This is a genomic window from Bosea vaviloviae (assembly GCF_001741865.1).
In the GTDB taxonomy this organism is placed as follows: domain Bacteria; phylum Pseudomonadota; class Alphaproteobacteria; order Rhizobiales; family Beijerinckiaceae; genus Allobosea; species Allobosea vaviloviae.
In genome coordinates, this window is record NZ_CP017148.1 from 169,387 (window position 1) to 192,201 (window position 22,815).

At 64.9% G+C, this 22,815-nt stretch carries 18 protein-coding genes and 1 pseudogene; 4 read left to right on the forward strand and 15 right to left on the reverse strand.

The window, feature by feature from the left end; genetic code table 11:
* Nucleotides 1-10 precede the first annotated feature (10 nt).
* The 15 genes from BHK69_RS30390 to acnA all read right to left on the reverse strand — a co-directional run bounded on the left by BHK69_RS30390 (nucleotide 11) and on the right by acnA (nucleotide 18,199).
* Nucleotides 11-1,147, reverse strand: coding sequence for an ABC transporter substrate-binding protein (locus tag BHK69_RS30390; RefSeq protein WP_069694206.1), 1,137 nt, complete (start codon nucleotides 1,145-1,147; stop codon nucleotides 11-13).
* 20 nt (nucleotides 1,148-1,167) lie between these two features.
* Complete coding sequence (locus BHK69_RS30395) at nucleotides 1,168-1,653, reverse strand: universal stress protein (protein ID WP_069694207.1); 486 nt, start codon at nucleotides 1,651-1,653, stop codon at nucleotides 1,168-1,170.
* 12 nt (nucleotides 1,654-1,665) lie between these two features.
* Entirely contained in the window at nucleotides 1,666-2,976 is a 1,311-nt protein-coding gene (locus tag BHK69_RS30400) for a CitMHS family transporter (RefSeq protein ID WP_069694208.1), read from the reverse strand.
* A gap of 44 nt (nucleotides 2,977-3,020) precedes the next feature.
* Nucleotides 3,021-3,602, reverse strand: coding sequence for an adenylate kinase (locus BHK69_RS30405; RefSeq protein ID WP_069694209.1), 582 nt, complete (start codon nucleotides 3,600-3,602; stop codon nucleotides 3,021-3,023).
* The gene (ppa, locus tag BHK69_RS30410) at nucleotides 3,599-4,153 is read right to left on the reverse strand and encodes an inorganic diphosphatase (protein ID WP_069694210.1); all 555 of its coding nucleotides are present in this window, start codon (nucleotides 4,151-4,153) and stop codon (nucleotides 3,599-3,601) included. Before ppa ends, BHK69_RS30405 begins: the two co-directional genes overlap by 4 nt.
* Nucleotides 4,154-4,189: 36 nt before the next feature.
* Nucleotides 4,190-6,163 (reverse strand): acetate--CoA ligase, encoded by a 1,974-nt coding sequence (acs, locus tag BHK69_RS30415; protein WP_069694211.1) that lies wholly within the window; start codon nucleotides 6,161-6,163, stop codon nucleotides 4,190-4,192.
* Between the two features lie 55 nt (nucleotides 6,164-6,218).
* A complete protein-coding gene (locus BHK69_RS30420) occupies nucleotides 6,219-7,163 on the reverse strand; it encodes an alpha/beta fold hydrolase (RefSeq protein WP_244548580.1) in 945 nt (314 codons plus the stop codon).
* Complete coding sequence (gene phaP / locus BHK69_RS30425; protein WP_069694212.1) at nucleotides 7,160-7,585, reverse strand: TIGR01841 family phasin; 426 nt, start codon at nucleotides 7,583-7,585, stop codon at nucleotides 7,160-7,162. Before phaP ends, BHK69_RS30420 begins: the two co-directional genes overlap by 4 nt.
* 53 nt (nucleotides 7,586-7,638) lie before the next feature.
* On the reverse strand, nucleotides 7,639-9,591 hold the full coding sequence (locus tag BHK69_RS30430) for an acyl CoA:acetate/3-ketoacid CoA transferase (protein ID WP_069694213.1): 1,953 nt from the start codon (nucleotides 9,589-9,591) through the stop codon (nucleotides 7,639-7,641).
* 11 nt (nucleotides 9,592-9,602) lie between these two features.
* A complete protein-coding gene (gene phaC / locus BHK69_RS30435) occupies nucleotides 9,603-10,706 on the reverse strand; it encodes a class III poly(R)-hydroxyalkanoic acid synthase subunit PhaC (protein WP_069694214.1) in 1,104 nt (367 codons plus the stop codon).
* Entirely contained in the window at nucleotides 10,703-11,446 is a 744-nt protein-coding gene (locus BHK69_RS30440) for a poly(R)-hydroxyalkanoic acid synthase subunit PhaE (protein ID WP_069694215.1), read from the reverse strand. The genes phaC and BHK69_RS30440 overlap by 4 nt, the downstream gene beginning before the upstream one ends.
* Before the next feature lie 22 nt (nucleotides 11,447-11,468).
* On the reverse strand, nucleotides 11,469-12,644 hold the full coding sequence (locus BHK69_RS30445; RefSeq protein WP_069694216.1) for an iron-containing alcohol dehydrogenase: 1,176 nt from the start codon (nucleotides 12,642-12,644) through the stop codon (nucleotides 11,469-11,471).
* Nucleotides 12,645-12,734: 90 nt separating this feature from the next.
* Nucleotides 12,735-14,384 carry an acetolactate synthase large subunit gene (locus BHK69_RS30450; protein ID WP_069694217.1) on the reverse strand — a complete coding sequence of 550 codons (1,650 nt, stop codon included), beginning with the start codon at nucleotides 14,382-14,384 and terminating at the stop codon, nucleotides 12,735-12,737.
* 56 nt (nucleotides 14,385-14,440) lie between these two features.
* The gene (locus tag BHK69_RS30455; protein WP_069694218.1) at nucleotides 14,441-15,463 is read right to left on the reverse strand and encodes an isocitrate/isopropylmalate dehydrogenase family protein; all 1,023 of its coding nucleotides are present in this window, start codon (nucleotides 15,461-15,463) and stop codon (nucleotides 14,441-14,443) included.
* Between the two features lie 45 nt (nucleotides 15,464-15,508).
* A complete protein-coding gene (acnA, locus tag BHK69_RS30460) occupies nucleotides 15,509-18,199 on the reverse strand; it encodes an aconitate hydratase AcnA (protein WP_069694219.1) in 2,691 nt (896 codons plus the stop codon).
* A 499-nt stretch (nucleotides 18,200-18,698) separates the two neighbouring features.
* Between acnA and BHK69_RS30465 the strand changes: the two genes are divergently transcribed.
* The 4 genes and pseudogenes from BHK69_RS30465 to BHK69_RS31765 all read left to right on the forward strand — a co-directional run.
* Entirely contained in the window at nucleotides 18,699-19,373 is a 675-nt protein-coding gene (locus tag BHK69_RS30465; RefSeq protein ID WP_069694220.1) for a response regulator transcription factor, read from the forward strand.
* On the forward strand, nucleotides 19,360-20,763 hold the full coding sequence (locus BHK69_RS30470) for a sensor histidine kinase (RefSeq protein ID WP_069694221.1): 1,404 nt from the start codon (nucleotides 19,360-19,362) through the stop codon (nucleotides 20,761-20,763). The genes BHK69_RS30465 and BHK69_RS30470 overlap by 14 nt, the downstream gene beginning before the upstream one ends.
* Nucleotides 20,760-21,779 (forward strand): ABC transporter substrate-binding protein, encoded by a 1,020-nt coding sequence (locus BHK69_RS30475; protein ID WP_083269947.1) that lies wholly within the window; start codon nucleotides 20,760-20,762, stop codon nucleotides 21,777-21,779. Before BHK69_RS30470 ends, BHK69_RS30475 begins: the two co-directional genes overlap by 4 nt.
* 144 nt (nucleotides 21,780-21,923) lie before the next feature.
* A pseudogene (locus BHK69_RS31765) lies at nucleotides 21,924-22,735 on the forward strand (IS3 family transposase); the annotation flags it as partial.
* Nucleotides 22,736-22,815: the final 80 nt, after the last annotated feature.

Sequence of the window (22,815 nt, forward strand, 5' to 3'; positions counted from 1 at the left end):
GGAGGGCGGCTCACGAACCGGACAGGGCTTTTTTCCACTGCAGGATGAAGTCGCGGTAGTTCTGGTTGTTCAGGTAGCCGATCAGCGCCGGGCCGATGGCGACCGGCCGCTCGCTGGCGCCGAGCGTCTGCTTCAGGCGCGCGGCGGTGTTTTCGCCCTCGACATCGTCGCGGATCGCATGGAGGCGCGATGCGGTGGCGAGGACGGTCTGGCCGCGCTTCGACAGCAGATAGTCGATCCAGAGCTTCGCGGCGTTCGGATGGCCGGCCTGCTTGCTCGCGATCAGGATGCGCGTCATCACCAGCGTGTAGTCGCGCGGGAAGACATAGCCGAGCGAGTCATCGGACGCCGCCTTCTGGGCGGTGTAGGCGCCGAGCAGGTTGTAGCCGAGCACCGTTTCGCCGGAGGAGAGCTTGCGCGTCATTGCGCTGGTGGTCAGGTCGAGCCGGGCCTGCGCCTTGCCGAGAGCCGCGACGAGGGTCCAGAACTCGGGCGAGATGGCGGCGTCCTGCGTCGCCAGGAAGAAACCGAGGCCGGACTTCTCGATGTTGTAGCTTGAGACCTTGCCCTTGAACCGCGCCGGATTGGCGTTCAGCAGCCGGGTGAAGTCGGCATGGGTCTGGGGGACCTCGTTCGCCGGCAACAGCTTCTTGTTGTAGGCGAAGACGACGGGCTCGTAGGTCGTGGCGAAGCCCTGATCCTTCCAGTTCGCCCAGGCCGGGAAACGGGCCTTCTCCGGCGAGACATAGGTCATGGCGTAGCCGCCGCTGACCAGCGCCGCCTGCTGGTCCATGGCCGAACTCCACAGGATGTCAGCCGTATCGGCGCCGAGCTTCGTCTCGGCGATGAAGCGGTGGTAGAGCTCGGTGCTGTTCAAATCCTCGTAAGCGACGTCGATCCGCGGATACATGGCGCGGAAATCGGCGATCAGCGGCGCCACGAGGTCGGCGTCGGTGGTCGAGTAGATCACGAGGCGACCCTCATCCTCGCCCGCCCGGACGATCGCCGCATAAGACGCTGGATATCCGGGCGGCACGTTGCCCCGTACCGCGTAGCTCATCAGTTCCTCGCTGGACTGCGAGGAGGCCGGCGAGGCGGCGAGCAGTGCCAGACACGCGGTGGCGAGAACTGCACTCAGCTTCTTCATGGCCAGACTCCGGGTCACGTTCATCCTCTGACGGGCACCAGCAACAGGGGCGTGCGAGCCTTGCGCGTCAGTTCCTGCGCGACCGAGCCGAACAGCAAGCCCACCAGCACGCCTTCGCCCCGCGACCCCATGACGATGAGATCGGAGGAATTCGAGCGCGCCTGTTCCAGGATCAGCTGGGCGACATCGTCACCCTCGCGCACGGCCACTTCGGTGACCGGCCGCGCGGGCTTCTGCTCGCCGCGCACGGCGTAGAAGGCCGCTATCTGCGCCTCTATGTGTTCCTTGACGCGCCTGGCCCGGTCGTCATGGTATTTGTCGAGCTCCGCCTGCGGCACGTAGGACTCGGCGTCGATCAGCGATTTCTCACGCTGGTCGGGAATGACCGTCAGCACCTGCAGGTGCGCGCCCAATCGGTTGGCCAGGTCGATGGCGTAAGCCAGCACCGGTTCGCCGTCGTCGCTGAGATCCGCCGCGTAGAGAATGTTCTGGATGACATTGGTCATTTTGCGCTCCGATCAACCGATCCGGCCGACAATGGGTATGACGCCGATGAGGATGTTGCCGAGCAACATGACCAGGGCGGCCGACAGCGACCACAACAGCGCGCCGCGCTGGAGGTCTCCGAACTCGATCTTCGTCAACCCCACCAAAAGATAGGTCGAGGCAACCAGCGGACTGAGCAGGTGCGCCTGCTGACCCACCAGGGAAGCGCGCGCGATCTCGGGCCCGGTGATGCCATAAACCGCCGCTGTCTTTGCCAGGATCGGCACGATGCCGAAGTAGAAGGCGTCATTGGAGATGAAGAAGGTGAAGGGGACGCTCAGCACGGCGGTTACCACCGCCATATAGGGTCCCATCCAGTCCGGCACCGCGGCGATCACGCTTGCGGCGATTGCGTCCACCATCTTGGTCCCCGACAGGATGCCGACAAAGATTCCCGCGGCGAAGATCAGCGCTACCACCGGCAACACGTTCTCGGCATGGTGGGCTATGCGCTCCTTCTGGATCTGCAGGCCCGGATAATTGGCGGTAGCCGCGATCGCGAAGGCGATGATGAACAGGACCGACAAGGGAACGATGTCCAGGATCAACACGACCAGCAGGCTGACGGTCAGCAGGAAGTTGAACCAAAGCAGCTTGGGCCGCAGCAGCGATGGGTCGCTGCCGACCATGATCGCCTGCGCGCCGGCATCGCCCGGATTCAGGTCGGCGATGCCCAGGCGTTTGCGCTCGCGCATGCCGAGAATATAGGCGACGGCGAAAACCCACCCCGCGTTCACGATCATGATCGGGATCAGGGGAACGAACACATCCTTCATATCGAGCCCGAGCGAGCTGACGACGCGGGCGGTCGGGCCGCCCCAAGGCAGCAGGTTCATGTTCTGCGAGGCCATAATGACGATGCAGGCGAATACCACCGTGCTCATGCCCAGCCGCCTGTACAATGGCAGCATGGCGGCCGCAGTGACCATGTAGGTGGTCGAACCATCGCCATCGAGACCGACCGCCATACACAGGGCAGCGGTGCCGACCACGATCTTCATCGGGTCGCCGCCGACCAGCTTCAGAATGATCCGCGCCACCGGGTCGAACAGGCCGGCGTCGATCATGAGACCAAAATAGAGGATTGCGAACATCAGCATGACGCCGGTGGGCGCGAGCTTCTTGATGCCATCGAGCATCATAGGGCCGAGACCCATGCCGAAGCCGGCGATCAGGCCGAACAGGATTGGTACCAGGATCAGCGCCGTCAGGGCCGGCAGGCGCTTCGTCATGATCAAGGTCATGAAGACGATGATCATCGCATAAGCTAAGAGAGTCAGCATCTTCAAGTCCTTATGCCAAGTGGCGTGGCCGGCAGCGGTGCTGGTCAGAGCTGCAATTCGATCAGCAGGCGTGTGGTGATCCGGTCGACAGGGAGCATGCCGTCGACCGTTCGGAGCAGGCTGGCGTCACGGTAGTACTGCGCCAGGGGCTCGGTCTGCCTGCGATAAGCGTCGAGGCGAACCTTCAGGGCTGCGGCATTGTCGTCGGCGCGAACCGGCTGGCCGGCTGCCTTGGCCTCGCAGGCCCGCAAGATGACGCGGTCGAGCAGCGCCGCCTCGACGACCTTGAGCTCGAGCACCGCGTCCAGCTTGGTGTTGGCTGCAGCCAGCACCGCGTCGAATGCCACGGCTTGCCCTAGGGTGCGCGGAAAGCCGTCGAGAATGAAACCCGCCGCCGCATCCGGTTCCGCGATGCGCTCGCGCACGCAGTCGATCACGATCGCGTCGCTGACAAGCTCGCCGCGCGCCATGACCTCCCTTGCCGCGAGACCGATGGGAGTGCCCTTTTCGGTGGCGGTGCGCAGCATGTCGCCTGTCGACAACTGTGGAATTCCCAGACGCGCCGCCAAGCGCGACGCCTGCGTCCCTTTGCCGGCTCCGGGCGGTCCGAGCATGATGACCTTCATGACTTCCCCTCCATCTTGGTCCGGGCGCCCTCGGCCCGCGCGATCGCCGCGCTGATCAGTTGGCGAGCTTCGGCGGCATCGCCCCAACCGATCAGCTTCACCCATTTTCCGGGCTCGAGATCCTTGTAATGCGTGAAGAAATGCTCGATCTGGCGGCACAATACCTCCGGAAGATCGATATAGTTGGCTACTTTACTGTAGCGCTGTGTCAGTTTATTTGACGGAACCGCGATGATTTTCTCGTCGCCGCCACCGTCATCTTCCATCTTCAGCACGCCCACCGGGCGGACATTGATGATCGCGCCTGGCATGATCGGCCGCGTATTGGCGACGAGGACATCGATCGGATCGCCGTCTTCGGAGAGGGTGTGCGGAACGAAGCCGTAATTCCCCGGATAGCGCATCGGCGTATGGAGGAATCGGTCGACGACGAGCACGCCGGCCGCCTTGTCGAGTTCGTACTTGATCGGTTCGCCGCCGATCGGCACCTCGACGAGAACATTGACGTCATCGGGCGGCTGGATACCGATTTTGATCGACTCGAGATGCATCGGCGATTCCTATCGGGTGCTGTTCGTAGCGCAGGCTCAGCCCGCCTTGCGCTTGTTCTGGCGGTTGGCGATCAGGTCGTCGATGACGGCGGGGTCGGCGAGCGTCGAGGTGTCGCCGAGCCCGCCGTACTCGTCCTCGGCGATCTTGCGTAGGATGCGGCGCATGATCTTGCCCGAGCGCGTCTTCGGCAGACCGGGCGCGAACTGGATCAGGTCGGGCGAGGCGATCGGGCCGATCTCCTTGCGGACATGGGCCACGAGTTCCTTGCTCAGCGCATCGCTGGACTTTTCCCCGGTCATCAGGGTGACATAGGCGTAGATGCCCTGGCCCTTGATGTCGTGGGGGTAGCCGACGACAGCGGCTTCCGAGACGGACGGATGCGCGACGAGCGCCGATTCCACCTCGGCGGTACCCATGCGGTGGCCCGACACGTTGATCACGTCGTCGACGCGGCCGGTGATCCAGTAGTAGCCGTCGGCATCGCGCCGGCAGCCGTCGCCGGTGAAATACTTGTTCGGATAGGTCGCGAAATAGGTTTCCTCGAAGCGCTTGTGGTCGCCGTAGACCGTGCGCATCTGGCCGGGCCAGCTCTCGGCAATGACGAGATTGCCCTCGGTCGCGCCCTCCAGAACCTTGCCCTCGGCATCGACGATCTCGGGGCGAACGCCGAAGAAGGGCCGCGTCGCCGAGCCGGGTTTCAGCTTGGTCGCGCCGGGCAGTGGCGTGATCAGGATGCCGCCGGTCTCGGTCTGCCACCAGGTGTCGACGATCGGGCAGCGCCGGTCACCGACGACGCGGTGATACCACTCCCAGGCTTCCGGATTGATCGGCTCGCCGACCGAACCGAGCAGACGCAGCGATTTGCGCTTGGTCCGCTTGACCGGCTCCTCGCCCGCGCCCATCAGCGAGCGGATCGCGGTCGGGGCGGTGTAGAAGGTGTTGACCTTGTGCTTGTCCACGACGTCCCAGAAGCGCGAGATCGTCGGATAGGTCGGGATGCCCTCGAACATCAGCGTGGTCGCGCCATTGGCGAGCGGGCCGTAGACGATATAGCTGTGGCCGGTGACCCAGCCGACATCGGCGGTGCACCAGTAGATGTCACCGTCATGGTAGTCGAAGACGTATTGATGCGTCATCGCGGCATAGACGAGGTAGCCGCCGGTGGTGTGCAGCACGCCCTTGGGCTTTCCGGTCGAGCCTGACGTGTACAGGATGAAGAGCGGGTCCTCGGCGCCCATCTCCTCAGGTGGGCAATCGTCGGGCACGCTGGCCGCCAGTTCGTCATAATACCGATCGCGCCCGACCGTCATGGCGACGTCCCCGCCGGTGCGCTTGACGACGATGACGCTGGTCACGACGCCGGCCAGCTTATTCGCCGCCACGTCGACATTTGCCTTGAGTGGCACCTTGCGCCCGCCGCGCAGACCCTCGTCGACGGTCACGACGACAGATGAAGCCGCCCCCGCTATGCGATCGGCCAATGCGTCGGAGGAAAAGCCGCCGAAGACGACCGAATGGACGGCCCCGATCCGGGTGCAGGCAAGCATCGCATAGGCCGCCTCCGGGATCATCGGCAAGTAGATCGTGACCCGGTCGCCGCGCGCGACACCCTGCGACTTCAGAACATTGGCCCATTTCGTTACATGGGTGTGCAGCTGCCGATAGGTGATCTTGATATCGTGCCCGGGGTCGTCGCTCTCCCAGATGATCGCCACCTGATCGCCGCGCGTGGCGAGATGCCGATCAATACAATTGTAGGACACGTTGGTGGTGCCGTCCTCGAACCACCGGATCGAGACGTTGTCGGGCGCGAAAGAGGTGTTCTTTACCTTGGTGAACGGCTTGAACCAGTCAATACACTGACCATGATGGAGCCAGAATGCCTCCGGCGCCGTCACCGAGGTCTCGTACATGATGTTGTAGGCGCCCTCATCGACATGGGCTCGCGCGGCCCAATCGGCCGGGACAGGGTAGAGCCCTGTCGTCTCATGGTCGGCGTTCCCTCTCATATTCTGTCTCCCGGAGCTCTGGGGCTGGGTTTGGGCAGTCTCGGCGGTCGCGCTACTAATCCGGCCCGGCCGGACGCTTGTCGGCCAGGAAATCGGTTACGATCTTGATCTGCTGCAGCTCGAAGAGCGGCGGGACGTGGCCGCATTCCTCGAAGCGATGAAGCGTGGCGTTGGCATTGCGCTCGAGCATCTCGTCGCAGAGCTCGTGCGTCAGCAGATCGGACTTGGCGCCATGGAGGACGAGCGTCGGCACACCGATCCGTTCCCAGTATTTCCAGAGGTTCAGGCTGACGAGCCAGGGATTCCGGAAGGCGCGCGCGATCTCGCGGTCGCACAGCATGGTGAAGACGTGGCGCGTCTCGTCCCAGCGGACGCTGTGCGCGGTGATGTGCCGCCACTGCTCGTCGCTGAGCTCGCCATAGGGGGCGAGGATCTCGCGGAAATACCGCTCCGCCCGTGCAAGGGTCACGAAGGAGCGCGGCATGTCGCCGAGATAGGAGCCGATGCGCAGCAGACCGACCGACGACACATAGGGGCCGATATCGTTGACGACCAGCCGGCGGATGCAGGAGCCCGGCATGCCCGCCAGCACGATGCCGATCAGGCCGCCGAGCGATGTTCCGACCCAGTCGACTTGGGTGACGCCGAGCCGGGCAATCAGCGCGTTCATGTCGGCGCAGTACTGCGGCAGCGCATAGTCGCCCGGATCGGACAGGGACTGGCTGCGGCCGCGGCCCGGCAGGTCCGGACATACGACCCGGCGCCGGCGCCGGGCGAGATTCTCGGCCAGGTGGTCGAAGTCGCGGCCCTGGCGCGTCAAGCCATGGACGCACAGGACCGGAACCTCACTCTCTTCCGGCCCCCATTCGACATAGGCGATCTCGTGGAAGCCGGTCGTCGACAGGCCGAGCACCGAGCCGCTGCGAGCGGGCTCGGGCCTGCTTCCCATCAGGCGCGCATCGCGCGCCTGATGGGGCCTGTTCATGGCGACCTCGGTCATTTTGCGTCTCTGCGGTCGAGATGCTTGCGGAACTGCTCGACGCCCTCGGTAACGCGCTGTCGTGCGACGGCGAACGCGTCCTCGCTCGCCTTGGCCGTGATGTCGTAGAGCTCCCGCGAGCCCGCCAGCGCCGCGTCGAAGGCCTTCTTGGCGAGTTCCGTTCGCTCATCGGGCTTTAGCTTGGCTTCCGTGAACATCGACAGGAGCTGCGTCGACGCGGCATGGAAAAGCTGGAGCTGCCGTTCGGCGACACTGTGCGTCCCCTTGGTCGCGATCCGCGTCGCCTCGACCGCGGCGTCGAGGTTCTTGCGCTGCTGCTCGATCAGGGCCTGGGCGTCAACGCCCGGCATCTTGAACTTCTCGACCATCTCCTTGACCTGCTCGGTGACGGAGTTGATGTCAGTCTCGATCGATTTTGCCATGTCGTGCTCTCCTTGTTTGCGATGGGCGGGCGGCGGACGGAGCGGCTGCGAGCTCAGGGCGGGGCCGGGGGGTTCTGGAAGCGACCCAACACATGGTCGGTGGCTTCGCGCCGACTTTCGAAGACATGCGGGGCAGCCTCACGATCGCCCAGCGCGGCGCCGAGCTTGAGGCGTAGGAAGGCGCTGGTCGTGTAGCGGGAGACATGGTCGTAGCAGGCGCGCTCGACCTCGCTCGCCATGGCGAACCAGGCGTCGCTCATGTATGGCGCGATATCGACGGCGTCATAGTTGATGACGGCCGAGAAGCGCCGGCCGAGCCGGCTGGAGAGCGCAAGCAGCGCGTCCTTGACGGCCTCGACATCGGCGCTGGTGTAGACCCGGTAGCCGCCAAGGTTGAGGTAGAGGGTGTTGCGTTCCTCGTTGAAATCCATGCGCTGCGACAGCGGCCGGTTGAGGAAAAGCTCGTCCAGCTTCATCGGCTGCGGGTCGAAGATCGCAGCCGCCATGATGCGCGGCGAACGGACGATCGGCCGGAAGCCCATCTTCGCGAGGATGTCGCGCTCGATGTCGACGCCGGGCGCCACCTCCGTCAGCTCGAGCCCCTCCGGCGTCAGCGCGAACACGCAGCGCTCGGTGACGAAGAGCACGCTCTGGTGCGCCGAGCGGGCCAGTTCGCCGGAGAAAGTGATCTGCTCGACCTTGTCGATGAACTTCGATTGCCTGCCGTCTTGCAGGATGTGGAGCTGGCCGTCCCGGATCTCGGTCTTGAGGCCGCCCGCGGCGAAGGTGCCGCAGAAGACCAGCCGCCGCGCATTCTGCGAGATGTTGATGAAGCCGCCGGCGCCGGCGAGCCGGCCGCCGAACAGGCTGACATTGACGTTGCCCTGCGCGTCGGCCTGAGCCAGGCCGAGGCAGGCGAGATCGAGCCCGCCGCCATCGTAGAAATCGAACATCTGGTGCTGGTCGATGATCGCCTCGGCGTTGATCGCCGCGCCGAAATCGAGGCCGCTCTGCGGAATGCCGCCGATGATCCCCGGCTCCGCCGTCAGCGTGACCAGGTTGATGATGCCTTCCTCGGCGGCGACCGCGGCGACGCCCTCCGGCATGCCTATGCCGAGATTGACGACGCCGCCCATCGGCAGCTCGTAGGCGCAGCGGCGCGCGATGGCCTTGCGCTCGTCCAGCGACATCGGGCGGTTGCGCTCCGTGGGCGCGCGGAACTCGCCGGAGAAGGCGCCGTTATAGTGCGTCGCATAGGTCTGGGCGTGGTGCTCGGGCTCGGCCACCACGATGCAGTCGACCAGGGCGCCCGGTATCCTGACTGCGCGCGGATTGAGCGAGTTCGTGGCCGCGATCCGCTCCACCTGGACGATGACGAAGCCCTTGCAGTTCTTCGCAGCCATCGCCAGCGACAGGTTGTCGAGGGTCAGCGCCTCCTTTTCCATGGTCACGTTGCCATGGGGGTCGGCGGTGGTGCCGCGCAGGATCGCGACATGGATCGGGAAGGCCTTGTAGAACAGCCAGGGCTCGCCACCGATCTCCATCAGCTCGACCAGATCTTCCGTGGTGTTGGCGTTGAGCTTGCCGCCGCCGTTGCGCGGGTCGACGAAGGTTTGCAGACCGACCTTGGAGAGCAGCCCCGCCTTGCGCCCAGCGATCTCCCTGAACAGGTGCGAGACGCAGCCCAGCGGCAGGTTGTAGGCCTCGTATTCGCCGCTGACCGCCTTGCGCGCGAGCTTCGGCACGAGGCCGAAATGGCCGCCGACGAGGCGCCTGACCAGGCCGTCATGGGCGAGGCGGTTCAGGCCCTTGTCCAAGCCGTCGCCCGGCGCCGCGGCGAAGACGAGGCTCAGGTCGCGCGGCTCGCCGGTGTCGAGGAAGCGCTTTTCCAGCGCCTTGATCACCTCGTCCGGCGTACCGACCCCGACGAAGCCCGAGGATGCGACCGTGTCGCCGGAGCGGATGATGGCGACGGCCTCGTCGGCCGAGACGATCTTGTTGCGCATCGCGATCCCCTTCAGCCGTCGCGCGCCTGCAGCCAGTCGGCGATGCTCTTGGTCAAAGCGCCTTGCGACTTGCTGGAGACGAAGAGGCCGACATGGCCGCCGGGCAGCGGGATCTCGGTGTAGTCGGAGCTCCCGACCTTCGCCGCCAGCGCCTTCGAGCAGGTCGGCGGGATGATGTGATCGTCAAGCGCGAAGATGTTGAGGACCGGCACGTCGATCTCGCCGAGATCGACCACGCGGCCGGAGAGCTCGAACTTGCCCTCGAAGAGGCGGTTCTCCTGGTAGAGCTCGCGCAACCATTGCCTTCCCGCAGCGCCGGGATGGTCCGGCCTGTCGGCCAGCCATTTCTCCATGCGCAGGAAGTTCATCATCTTGTCCTTGTCGTCGATGATGTCGACGAGATCGACATTGTACTTCGTCAGCGAGCGCATCGGCGTCATCAGCGAGAAGATTGAGCTCATGAACTCGCCGGGAATGACGCCGAGCGCATCGACCATGCGGTCAATGTCCTCGGGCGCCAGGCTCCGCGTCCACACGTTGAGGAAGCCGTGATGCGCCGCCGGATCGTCAACATCGGCATGGAAATCGACCGGCGTGATCGTCAGCACGAGATTGCGGACCCGCTCCTTGTGCAGGGCGGTGTAGCAGGTGGTGAAGACGCCGCCCTCGCAGATGCCGAGCAGCGTGATCTTCTCATGCCCGGTCTCGCGGCAGATGCGCTCGACCGCCTCGTCGATATAGTCGTCGACATAGTCGTCGATCGTGAGCCAACGCTCGTTGCGGCCGGGCTGGCCCCAGTCGATCAGCCAGAGATCCAGCCCCTTGGCGAGCAAGCTGCGTACCAGCGAGCGGTCGGGCTGGAGATCGGCCATGGTGTAGCGGCCGATCAGCCCGTAGACGATCAGGACCGGCGTATCGATCCGCTGCTCGACCTCCGGCTCGTAGCGGAACAGCTCCACCTTGTCGCGCCGCTGGATCAGCCGCTTCGGCGTCGAGCCGACATCGACATCGGAATCGCGGATGCCGGCAATCACGTCAGCACCCTTCTGGAGCCGGCCGAGATTCTGGGCGAAATCCTTGAAGAAGGCGTTCAGGGCGGCGTTGCTGTCGGTCATGTCTTCGCCTTCCCCGTCCGTTTGGCGGCAGCCGGAGCCGGTTTTCGGCCTTCGGAAGCCTCGCTTCCGCCGGCACGCTCCGCCCGGCGCTGCGAGCGCAGATGCGCGCGCAGCTCGCGGCGCATCTCGGTGAGCTGCCGGGTCACCTCGTCGAAATCCTGCTGCGTCGGCAGGCCGAAAAGCTTGGCGATGGAACCGGAGATCCGCTGCTGCTGGATGCGCACCGCAAGCGCGGAGCGCAGCAGCTCGCGCTGGGCCGACAAGAACTCGTCGGAACGCTGGCTCCTGATCAGCTCCTCATTGGCGATGCCGCTCCAGACTCCGAAGGCCTTGCGCCAGTCGGTCTCCTGCTCGCCGCCTTGTTCCTGTTTTTCCTTCAGCGCCGCGCTGTAGCGCTCGAAGGCCTTGTTCCATGGCACGGAGACGACGGCCCGATAGGCGGCCATGCGTTGCTGGATGTCCATCCAGGCAGCCATGAGCGCGTAGATCTCGCGGTCGAGATTCCAGACATCCGCAAGCTTGGGACCTTCCGCCATACGCTTGATGGCCTCGGTGATCTCGCCGCCCTGCGCCGCGCCGAAGAGGCTGCTGTCCGCCGCGCGCTGCGTTAGAAACGGCATCATCGATTCCGACCAGAGCTTGCCGGCCGCGCCGGCCTTCTCGGCCGAGTCTCGCCAGACCTCGCTCATGTGCAGGAACATCTTGGAGAGTTCCGGCCGATCGTCCTGCTCGCCCGCCATCGCGCGCTCCTCTCCCGGCCCGTCAGGCCGCCGCGCCGCGCCCGAGGAGTGCGCTGCGGTAGATCTCGAAGGTCTGCTGGTAGTCGAGCTCGCGCGGGTTGTTCACGAGCAGGCGCGTCTGCTTCATCGCGTCCTCGGCGAGCTTGGCCAGGTCCTTCTCGGCGATGCCGACGGCCGCGAGCGTGTCGGGAACCTGACAATCCCGGCAGAGCGCCACGATCTCCGCGATGAAGACCCCGGCCGCCTCGGCGGCGGAGCACGCCTGGTGGCCCGGCTTCACGACATCGGCGAGCTCGGCATAGAGCGCCTCCGCCACCGGGCGGTTGAAGGCGAGCACATGGGGCATGACCAGGGCGTTCGATAGCCCGTGCGGCACATGGAAGATCGCGCCGATCGGATAGGCCAGCGCATGGACGGCGGCGACCGGGGCGTTGGCAAACGCCATGCCGGCGAGCATCGAGCCCAGCAGCATCTGCGAACGGGCTTCGAGATCCTGGCCGTTGGTGCAGACGGTCCTGATGTTGCGCGAGAGCAGCTCCAGCGCCTTCAGCGCGAGCTGGTCCGACATCGGGTTCTTCTTGATCTTGCTGGTATAGGCCTCGATCGCATGCACCATGGCGTCGATGCCGGTGGCCGCCGTGACATGCGCGGGCAGGCCGAGCGTCAGCTCCGGATCGAGGATCGCCCAGTCCGGGATCAGGCGCGGCGAGACTACGCCCTTCTTCTCTGTGGTCGGCGTCGTCACGATCGCGATTGGCGTGACCTCCGAGCCGGTGCCGGCCGTGGTTGGGACCAGCAGCAACGGCAGGCGCTCGCCCTTGGCGAGGCCGACACCATAGATGTCGTCGAGACGGTCCGGGGTCTTGGCGAGATAGGCGACCAGCTTGGCCGTATCGAGCGCGCTGCCCCCGCCGATCGACAGGACGAGGTCGACGCCCTGGCTGCGGCAGAGCTCGGCCGCCGCCTCGATGACATGAGAGGGCGGATCGGCGACCACGTCCTCGAAGACGGTAAGTGCGATGCCGGCCGCGGCCAGCGCCGCCTCGGCATCGCGCGTCAGTCCGGCGCCCCTCACCCCCTTGTCGGTGACGAGAAGGACATGCCGCGCGTCATAGTCCTGCACGCGCGCCGCGATCTTCCGCGAAGCTCCGGCCTCGAAGAGGATGTTGGCAGGCGCCTGGAAGGTGAAAGGTATCATGGGTAGTCCTCATGTCTCGAACGCCGTGCCTCCCAGCCGACCGGTGCGGCGGACCGCACGAACCGAATGGTTCTGTTCCGCACCGTCCGCTTAGGCGGACTTCGCCTGCTCGTGGCCCCGCAATTCGTCGATGAGCACGCGGATGTTTTCCGAGTAGTCGATCGGCACCACGACGAGATGGACGCCGCCGCCCTGGAAGGCGGCCTCGAGCGCCGGCGCCAGGTCCTTGATGGCCTGGACGCGCGTGCCCTTCGCGCCGTAGGCCTTCGCATAAGCGACGAAGTCGGGATTTCCGAAGGTGAGGCCGAAGTCCGGGAAGTTGTCGACCGCCTGCTTCCAGCGGATCATGCCATAGGAGCCGTCGTCGAGGATTAGCACGACGAGGTTGAGCTTGAGACGGACGGCCGTCTCCAGTTCCTGGCTGTTCATCATGAAGCCGCCATCGCCGCAGACCGCCATGACGCGGCGGTCGGGATGGAGCATCGCCGCCATCATCGCCGAAGGCAGGCCCGCGCCCATGGTCGCCAGCGCGTTGTCGAGCAGCACGGTGTTGGCGACATAGGTCCGGTAATTGCGCGCAAACCAGATCTTGTACATGCCGTTGTCGAGCGCCAGGATGCCGTTTTCCGGCATGACCGCGCGAATGTCGTGGACCAAGCGCTGCGGCGTCACCGGCCAGCGATCCTCCTCCGCGCGATCCGCGATCTTGCCGAGGATCTCCTCGCGCAGGGGCAGCAGCGCGCCGGCGTTCGACAGCTTCCCCTCGATCCGGTCGGCCAGAGCCTCGAGGCTCGGCCCGACATCGCCGACCACCTCGGCATGCGGGAAGTACACCTGCTCGACCGTCGCCGGCATATAGCCGACATGGATCACTTGCGGCCCGTCGGGGCCCATGATGAAGGGCGGCTTCTCGACTGTGTCGTGGCCGATCGCGATGATCAGGTCGGCCTTGTCGACGGCGTCGTGCACATAGTCGCGCTCCGACAGCGCGGCGGTGCCCATATAGAGGTTCGAGCCGCCGGGTACCGTGCCCTTGCCCATCTGGGTGTTGAAGAACGGGATGCCGGTGCGGCGCACGAAGCTCGCGATCCCATGGGTCCCGCGCGGTCGGCTCGAGGCCGCGCCAAACATGATCAGCGGGTGCTTCGCCTTCAGGATCATCTCGGCCGCGCGGTCGAGCGCGGTGCGGTGCGCGACGGGAATTTCGATCGGATGGACGGGCACCACTGGAACCGCCGGAACCATGTCGCCCGCGATGTCCTCGGGCAGTTCCAGAAGCACCGGCCCGGGCCGCTCCTCCATCGCCGTGCGGAAAGCGTCGCGCACGATCGTCGGGATGCTCGCGGCGCTGACGATCTGGCGCGCCGCCTTGGTCAGCGGCTTCATCGAGGCGATCACGTCGACAATCTGGAAGCGCGCCTGGCGGCTGCTCATGATCGCCTTCTGGCCGGTGATCATCACCATCGGCATCGCGCCGAGATGGGCATAGGCCGCGCCCGTCGAGAAGTTGAGCGCGCCGGGCCCCAGCGTCGAGATGCAGACGCCCGGCCTGCCGGTCAGGCGGCCATAGGTGGCAGCCATGAAGGCCGCCGCCTGCTCGTGCCGGGTCAGGATCAGCTGGATCTTCGAGTTCCGCAGCGACTCGACGACGTCGAGATTCTCTTCGCCCGGCACGCCGAAGATGCGGTCGACGCCTTCGTTCTCGAGCGCTGCGACGAGAAGATCGGATCCCTTGACCATGGTTTGTCCAGTCTTCTTGTTCTGCCCCGAAGAGGCGTGGTTCGCTTGTGCTTTCGTCATGCCAGTCGCTTTATGATTGCTGCTGCAAAGTCCTTGGTGGATGCCGATCCACCAAGATCGCCGGTCTTGATCTTGTCCGTGTTGAGCACGGCATCGACTGCGTCGCGGACGGCCTTCGCCTTCTGCCCCTCTCCGACATGCTCGAGCATCAGGCAGCTCGCCAGAAGCAGGGCGAGCGGGTTGGCGATGCCCTTGCCGGCGATGTCCGGAGCCGAGCCGTGCACGGCCTCGAAGATCGCGACGTCGGGGCCGATATTGGCGCCCGGCGCCATGCCGAGCCCGCCGACGAGGCCGGCGATCTGATCGGACAGGATGTCGCCGAACAGGTTGGTGGTCACAATGACGTCGAACTGCTCCGGCTTCATCACGAGTTGCATCGCGCAGGCATCGACGATGCGATCGTCCATCGCGACGCGGCCTTCATACTCCTTGGCAATCTCCTTGCCGGCGGTCAGGAAGATGCCGGTCAGCGCCTTCAGCACGTTCGCCTTGTGCACGACGGTGACCTTCTTGCGACCGTTCGCGAGGGCGTAGTCGAAGGCGTATCGGACGATCCGGCGGCACTCCGCCTTGGTGTTGACGCCCTGCGAGATCGCCACCGCCTCCGGGTCGTCGCCGACCGCGATGAAGTGCTCGAAAGCGACATAGAGCCCTTCGAGATTCTCGCGGATCAGGACGATGTCGATGTCTTCATAGCGCCCGCCGCCAGTCAGCGTCTTGGCCGGACGCACATTGGCGTAGAGGCCGAAGGTCTCGCGCAGGCGGACATTGACGGAGCGAAAGCCGCCGCCGACCGGCGTGGTCAGCGGGCCCTTCAGCGCCAGCTTGGTACGACGGATGCTATCGAGCGTCGCCTGCGGCATGGGCTCGCCGCCATGGTCGATGCCAGCGAGGCCGCCATATTGCCGATCCCAGGCGAAGGGCGCCTGCACGGCGTCTAGAATCTGGACGACGGCCTCGGTGATCTCGGGTCCGATGCCATCGCCCGGAATGAGCGTGGCGGGTATTGTTGTCGTCACGCTGTTTCTCCCAGCAAAAGTGAGATTGTTGTCGTTGCGGCGTGGTCAGGCTGCGATGTCGCGCAGGACGTACTGCAGAATTCCTCCGTTCCTGAAGTATTCGAGCTCGTCCAGCGTATCGATGCGGCAGAGGATCGGAACGTTGTTCACCGTGCCGCCGACATAGGTGATCTTGGCGGTCATCGTCTGGCGCGGCTTGATCGTGTCCAGACCGTCGATCTCGACGGTCTCGTCGCCCTTCAGGTCCAGGCTCGCCCAGGATGTTCCGGGCTCGAAGGTGAACGGCACCACGCCCATGCCGACCAGGTTCGAGCGGTGGATGCGCTCGAAGCTCTGGGCGATCACGGCCTTGACGCCGAGCAGGTTGGTGCCCTTGGCCGCCCAGTCGCGCGAGGAGCCGTTGCCGTATTCGACGCCGGCGAAGACCACCAATGGCACCTTCTCCGTCTGGTAGCGCATGGCGGCGTCGTAGATCGGCAGCTCTTCCTTGCTCGGATAGTGGATGGTGTAGCCGCCCTCGCGCCCGTTGGGGCCAAGCATGTGGTTGCGGATGCGGATGTTGGCGAAGGTGCCACGCATCATCACCTCGTGATTGCCGCGGCGCGTGCCGTACTGGTTGAAGTCGGCGGGCGCCACGCCATGTTCGGTGAGGTACTGGCCCGCCGGCGAAGTGGTCTTGATCGAGCCGGCCGGCGAGATGTGGTCGGTGGTGATCTTGTCGCCGAACAGGCCGAGGACGCGGGCACCCTTGATGTCGCCCGTCCTGCCGAAGGTCCTCTGCATGCCTTGGAAATAGGGCGGATTCTGCACATAGGTCGACGTGTCGTCCCAGGCATAAGTCTGTCCGCTCGGCGCCTTGACTGCCTGCCAGTTGGCGTCGCCCTTGAAGACGTCGGCGTATTTCCGCGCGAATACCTCGCGCGTGACGTTCTTCTCGATGAACTCCTGGATCTCGGCGGAGGTCGGCCAGATCTCGCGGAGATAGACCGGCTTGCCGTCACGATCCTCGCCGAGCGGTTCCTTGGTCAGATCCTTGGTGACCGTGCCGGCCAACGCATGCGCCACCACCAGCGGCGGCGAGGCGAGATAGTTCGCCTGCACGTCGGGCGAGACGCGGCCCTCGAAATTGCGGTTGCCCGAGAGCACGGCGGCCGCGATCAGGCCCTTGTCGCTGATCGTTTTGGAGATCGGGGCGGGCAGCGGGCCGGAATTGCCGATACAGGTAGTGCAGCCGAAGCCGACCAGGTTGAAGCCGATCTGGTCGAGTTCCTTCTGCAGGCCGGAACTGGCCAGATACTCAGCCACGACCTGCGATCCGGGCGCGAGCGAGGTCTTCACCCAGGGCTTCTGCTTCAATCCGCGGCGATTGGCGTTGCGGGCGAGCAGGCCTGCCGCCATCAGCACCGACGGGTTGGACGTATTGGTGCAGGAGGTGATGGCGGCGATCACCACGTCGCCATGGCCGAGGTCGTGGCCTGTGCCCTCGACCGCGTAGCGCTTGTGCATCTCGGCGGCCTTCTTGTAATCGGCCTCCATGGCGACGGCGAAACCGGCCGGGATGTCCTGCAGAGCGACCCGACCCTCGGGACGCTTCGGGCCGGCCATCGAGGGGACGACTTCGCCCAGATCGAGTTCGAGCGTATCGGTGAAGACCGGGTCGGCCGAGCCGTCATGACGCCACATGCCCTGCGCCTTGCTGTAGGCCTCGACCAGCGCGATGCGCTCTTCCGAGCGACTGGACATGGTGAGATAGCGCAGGGTTTCGCCGTCGACCGGGAAGAAGCCGCAGGTGGCGCCGTATTCCGGGCCCATATTGGCGATGGTCGCGCGGTCGGCCAGCGTCATGTTGGACAGGCCGAGGCCGTAGAACTCGACGAACTTGCCGACGACGCCCTTCTTGCGCAGCATCTGGGTGACGGTCAGCACCAGGTCGGTCGCCGTGATGCCTTCCTTGAGCTTTCCGGTGAGCTTGAAGCCGATCACCTCCGGCAGCAGCATGGAAACCGGTTGGCCGAGCATGGCGGCCTCGGCCTCGATGCCGCCGACGCCCCAGCCGAGCACGCCCAGGCCATTGATCATCGTCGTATGCGAGTCGGTGCCCACGCAGGTGTCGGGATAGGCGACCGTCTCGCCGGCCTCCTCGCTGGTCCAGACAACCTGGCCGAGATATTCAAGATTGACTTGGTGGCAGATGCCGGTGCCGGGCGGCACGACGCGGAAGTTGCGGAAGGCCTGCTGGCCCCATTTGAGGAACTTGTAGCGCTCCTCGTTTCGCTCATATTCGAGATCGACGTTCCGTTGCAAGGCCTTGGGCGTTCCGAACTCGTCGACGATGACCGAGTGGTCGATGACGAGGTCGACCGGCACCAGCGGGTTGATCTTCTGCGGGTCGCCGCCGAGCGCGACGACGCCGTCACGCATCGCGGCGAGATCGACCACCGCCGGCACGCCGGTGAAGTCCTGCATCAAGACGCGCGCCGGACGGTAGGCGATCTCGACGCCGGCCCTGCCCCTGTCGTCGAGCCAGGCGACGAAGGCCTCGATGCTGGCCTTGGTGACGGAGCGCCCGTCCTCGTTGCGCAGCAGGTTCTCGAGCAAAACCTTCATCGAGAAAGGCAGCTGCGAAATGCCGGCGAGCCCGTTCTTTTCGGCTTCGATCAAGTCGAGATACGCGTATTTTACGCCCGCGACGTTCAAAGAGCGCTTGCAGCCGAAGCTGTCGAGGGTTGTTGACATGGCTCCAGGCCCCTGGTCCGTACGACATCGAACTCGAGCGAAAGCCGGCAGGACTTTGCCGACCCGCGACTTGAATGGAGATCCCGGAACACCCGATCGACCCTCATACGCCTCCCGAAGACGCATGCACCGACACCGTAACACCGCCCACCCAGACTCCTGCTGGATAGCGACGGACACGCCCACTGCCGACCGCAGCACGGTCAGCGTATTGACCGGAAAGACCGACCAACTGAACTGCGCGCTGTACTCTTGATGGCAAGAGTATTCGCATCAATAATGGCGTGATTGAACGATGCCGCTGAAGAGCGCGACCAGATCAAGATCCTCCCGAATATTTTTTCGACCTTGGCGCGCTGGCGCTTCAGCCGTATGTTGGGACGATCATGAGATACGAAGCTGTCAAAACCCTGTCACTAGCCAACTAAATCATCTTTGACGAAATTGGTCGAGACGGGATTTCAGACAAGCCGACCTTGGGGGAGGATTATTGGGCGGAATGCGGATTCTGTTTGTGGAAGACAGTGTGGATCAGGCGACGGCGGTGGTCGCACGCCTGCGGCGGTCGGGGTACGCGGTCGACTGGGCCAAAGACGGAGAACACGCCGACGAGTTCTTCCAGCAAGGCGTCTATGATGTGGTCTTGCTCGATCTCATCCTGCCCAAGGTGGACGGCGAAGTCTTCCTTGGACGTCTGCGCGCGAGGAACTCGACCGTGCCGGTCCTCGTCATGACGGCGCGCGGAGGCCTCGACGAGAAGATTCGGATTCTCGACATCGGCGCCGACGATTATGTCGTCAAACCCTTCGATCTGAGCGAGATCGAAGCGCGCATACGCGCCTTGCTACGCCGGCCGCAGGGCCGGAACAGCAGCGCCATGACCATTGGAAACCTCGTCTTCGACCTGTCCCGGCGGCGGGTCGAGATCGACGGGCACCATGTCCCGATCGGCCAGCGGGAGTTCCGGCTGCTCGAACTCTTCCTGGGAAACCTCGACCGGATACTCGCCAAGGATACCATCCTCGACCATCTCTTCTCGTTCGACGAACCAGCTGCGCCGAATGCGATCGAACTCTATGTGTCGCGGCTGCGGAAGAAGCTGACCGGCACGACGGTCGAGATCAAGACCATATGGGGCGAAGGCTACATCGCCGAAGTCCATGAGCAGACGTGAGACCTACTCCATCCGCGCGCGACTGTTCGGCCGGCTGATGCCGGCCTTTCTCGCGCTCGGGCTGGGGCTGTTCTACTATCTGCACTTTCACGCGCAGCGGGCCTCGGAGCGGTCCTTCGACCATCTGCTCGCCGCATCGGCGCTGTCGATCGCGGACGCCATCCAGTACGACGACGGCGTCCCGACTGTCGACCTGACCCATTCGTCCCTCACCATCATCGCCAGCCGGACCACCAACCGGATCTTCTATCGTGTCACCGCGCCGGACGGCTCGCTGATCACCGGCTATCCCGAGCTTGCAACGAAGGCGCCGCCCGCTGCCTCGGCCGCCCCGCAATTCGTGGACGGCACGTTTCTCGGCGTCCCGGTGCGGATCTGCACGCTCGGGCGCTTCATCTCGGGCGGGCGGCAATCGGGCTGGGTCACGGTTGTCGTCGCCGAAACCAACGAGGAGCAGGAGCAGTTCAGCGCGGAGCTGCTGCGGCTCTCCTTCGGCCCGGCCGCCGGCATCATGCTGCTCGCCATGGCTCTGATCTGGCTGGCGGTGCGCAGCGCATTGCGGCCGCTCGACGCCATCGAACGCGCCATCGTCGCCAACGACGCCGCCAATCTCCAGCCGCTCGACGTGCCGGTACCGCAGGAGATCCACCACCTTGTCGCCGCCCTCAACAGCCTGATCGGCCGGCTGATTTCACTGCTGGCGCGGATGCAGAACTTCGTCGCCGAATCGGCCCACCAGATTCGCACTCCACTCTCCAACTTGCGGGCGCAGGTCGAAATGGCGGTGGACGAAACGGATCGCGGTTCCATCCGCGACCAGTTGCGCTCGATCCATCGCAATGCCGTCGTCGTCAGCCGCCTCGCAGACCAGCTCCTTGCCGACACCATGGTCGCCCATCGCGCCGAGATCTCGTCGCTCGCGCCGACCGATCTGCTGGAGCTTGTCGAGCTGGCGATCGACGAGTTCAGCGACCGGACGGGCATGAAGGTCAAGCTGCGCATCGAGACGCTGGAGGCACCGCCCTACATCCTGAGCGACGGGCTGATGCTCACCGAGGCGTTCCGGAACCTGCTCGACAATGCGCTGAAATATGCCGGCCGAGCGGAGCCGACCACGGTCCGGCTGGTATCCGAAGCCGGCCAGGCCGTGCTCTCGGTCGAGGATCGCGGTCCCGGCATCGCCGCGGACGAGCGCCCGAGCATCACCGAGCGCTTCGTGCGTGGTTCCCGCTCCGGCGACACGCCGGGCAGCGGCCTCGGTCTTTCAATCGTTGCTAACGTCATCCGGCACCATCATGCGATACTGACCTTCGAGGATCGGAAGGGAGGCGGCCTGGTGGTGAAGATGACGTTCCCCTTGAGCCGATTTCCCGAGGAGCATGCGCCATGAGATGGCAGCGGCTCCTCTGGATGGGCCTCGCCGTGATAATGGCAGGCACCGTCGCGGCGGCGGAGAAGGTCACTCGTTTCGGGCCGCCCAACGCCGCAGCCCAGTTGGTGATCTGGGGATCGACCGACCTCGACGAACTGCGCCCGGCAATCGAAGGCTTCCTCGCCCAGAAGCCGAATGTCGCTATCCTCTATCACGACCTGCAATCGACGGTCCTCTACGAGCAGATTCGGGCCGGCGCCCCGCCCGCGCCCGATCTGGCGATCAGCTCCGCCGCCGATCTGCAGATCAAGCTGGTCAATGACGGCTTCGCGCGCGACCACAAGCTGGCGAAGGACATCACGCTGCCGCCCTGGGCGTCCTGGCGAAGCCAGGCCTTCGGCATCTCGGTCGAGCCGGCGGTGATCGTCTTCCACCAGAGTCTGGCACAGCTCGGCCCGCTCCCACGGTCGCGGGCAGATCTCATCCGGATGCTGGTGAAGCACTCCGCCCTGCTCGACGGGCGCGTCGCGACCTATGATCTAGAACTCAGCGGCCTCGGCTATCTCTTCGCCAATCACGACGCGCTCTACTGGACGAACTACACGACCCTGATGCAACTGTTCGGCCGGGCGCATGCGCGGCTCTCTTGCTGCAGCGGCGAGATGCTGAACGAGATCGAGAAGCAGACGGTCCTGGTGGGTTACAATCTGCTCGGCTCTTATGCCCTCGCCCGCAAGCAGCGCGGCGCGCCGATCGAGATCGTCCTCCCCGACGACTACACGCTCGTGCTTTCGCGCGTCGCCCTGATTCCGCGCACCGCCAAGGCCCCCGATTTGAGCGGGGCTTTCCTGAACTACCTCCTGTCGCCGGAGATTCAGAAGCGCTTCGCCAATCTCGAGCGCTACGACTCGGCCCCGGTCTCGGCTGCGCATCCGATCGTATTGAACCCGTCGCTGCTGGTCTATCTCGACCCGGTGAAGCGCGCAAAATTTATCAAGACCTGGCGCAGCCTCATCGGAGCGGGTGCCCGCTGAGGCCGCGCGGTCGTCGATCTGACACTCGACAAGCTGATCCTGATGGAGGCGGCGTCGGGACAGAGCTGGCTCGGGAAAAGTGGACAGGTGGGATAAACGGAATTTCTGCCTGACCGCGGCATGATGGCCGTGACAGGAGAGACCATGACGAAACGACCGCGGCGGAACCACACGCCGGCTTTCAAGGCGAAGGTAGCATTAGCAGCAGTCAAGGGTGAGAAAACGCTCGCCGAACTGGCTCAGCAGTTTGACGTCCATCCCAATCAGATCACGCAATGGCGCAGCCAACTTCTTGAAGGGGCAGCCGGCGTCTTCGGTTCCGAGGCGAAGTCGGAGGCCGCCGGACCGGCGATCGACGTAAAGACGCTGCATGCGAAGATCGGGGCGCTGGCGCTGGAGAATGACTTTTTGCCCGGCGCGCTCGGCAAGACCGGTCTTCTGAGCGCAAAGTGATGATCGACCGCGCGCGCGATCTGCCGCTCAACCAGCAGGCGAAGGTGCTCGGGATCAGCAGGGGCAGTGTCTATTATCTGCCTCACGCGGTCTCGGCCGCCGATCCGGCGCTGATGCGGCAGATCGACGAACTGCATCTGGAGTACCCCTTCGCGGGCAGCCGCATGCTGCAGGGCCTGCTGCTCGCGGAAGGTTACGCCGCGGGGCGTCTTCAGGTCGCCACGCTGATGAAGCGCATGGGGATCGAGGGCGCTCTATCGCCGGCCGAACACCTCGAGGCCGGCGCGCGGGCACAAGATCTTCGCCAATCGGCTGCGCAAGCTGCCGGTGACGCGTCCCAACCAAGTCTGGGCGACGGACATCCCCTACATCCCGATGGCGCGGGGCTTTGTGTATCTCACGGCTGTCGTCGATTGGTCAGCCAAAAGGTTCTAGGCTGGCGGCTCTCGATCACCATGGATCTCAGCTCCTGCGCCAGGAGCGTACCTCAGCTGTCGGCCAGAAAGCGGATATCCATTGCCAGGTCAGGATGGGTTTTGATCGGTTTGTGGACGGCCGATGCAGCGCGATTCACCGCATCGGT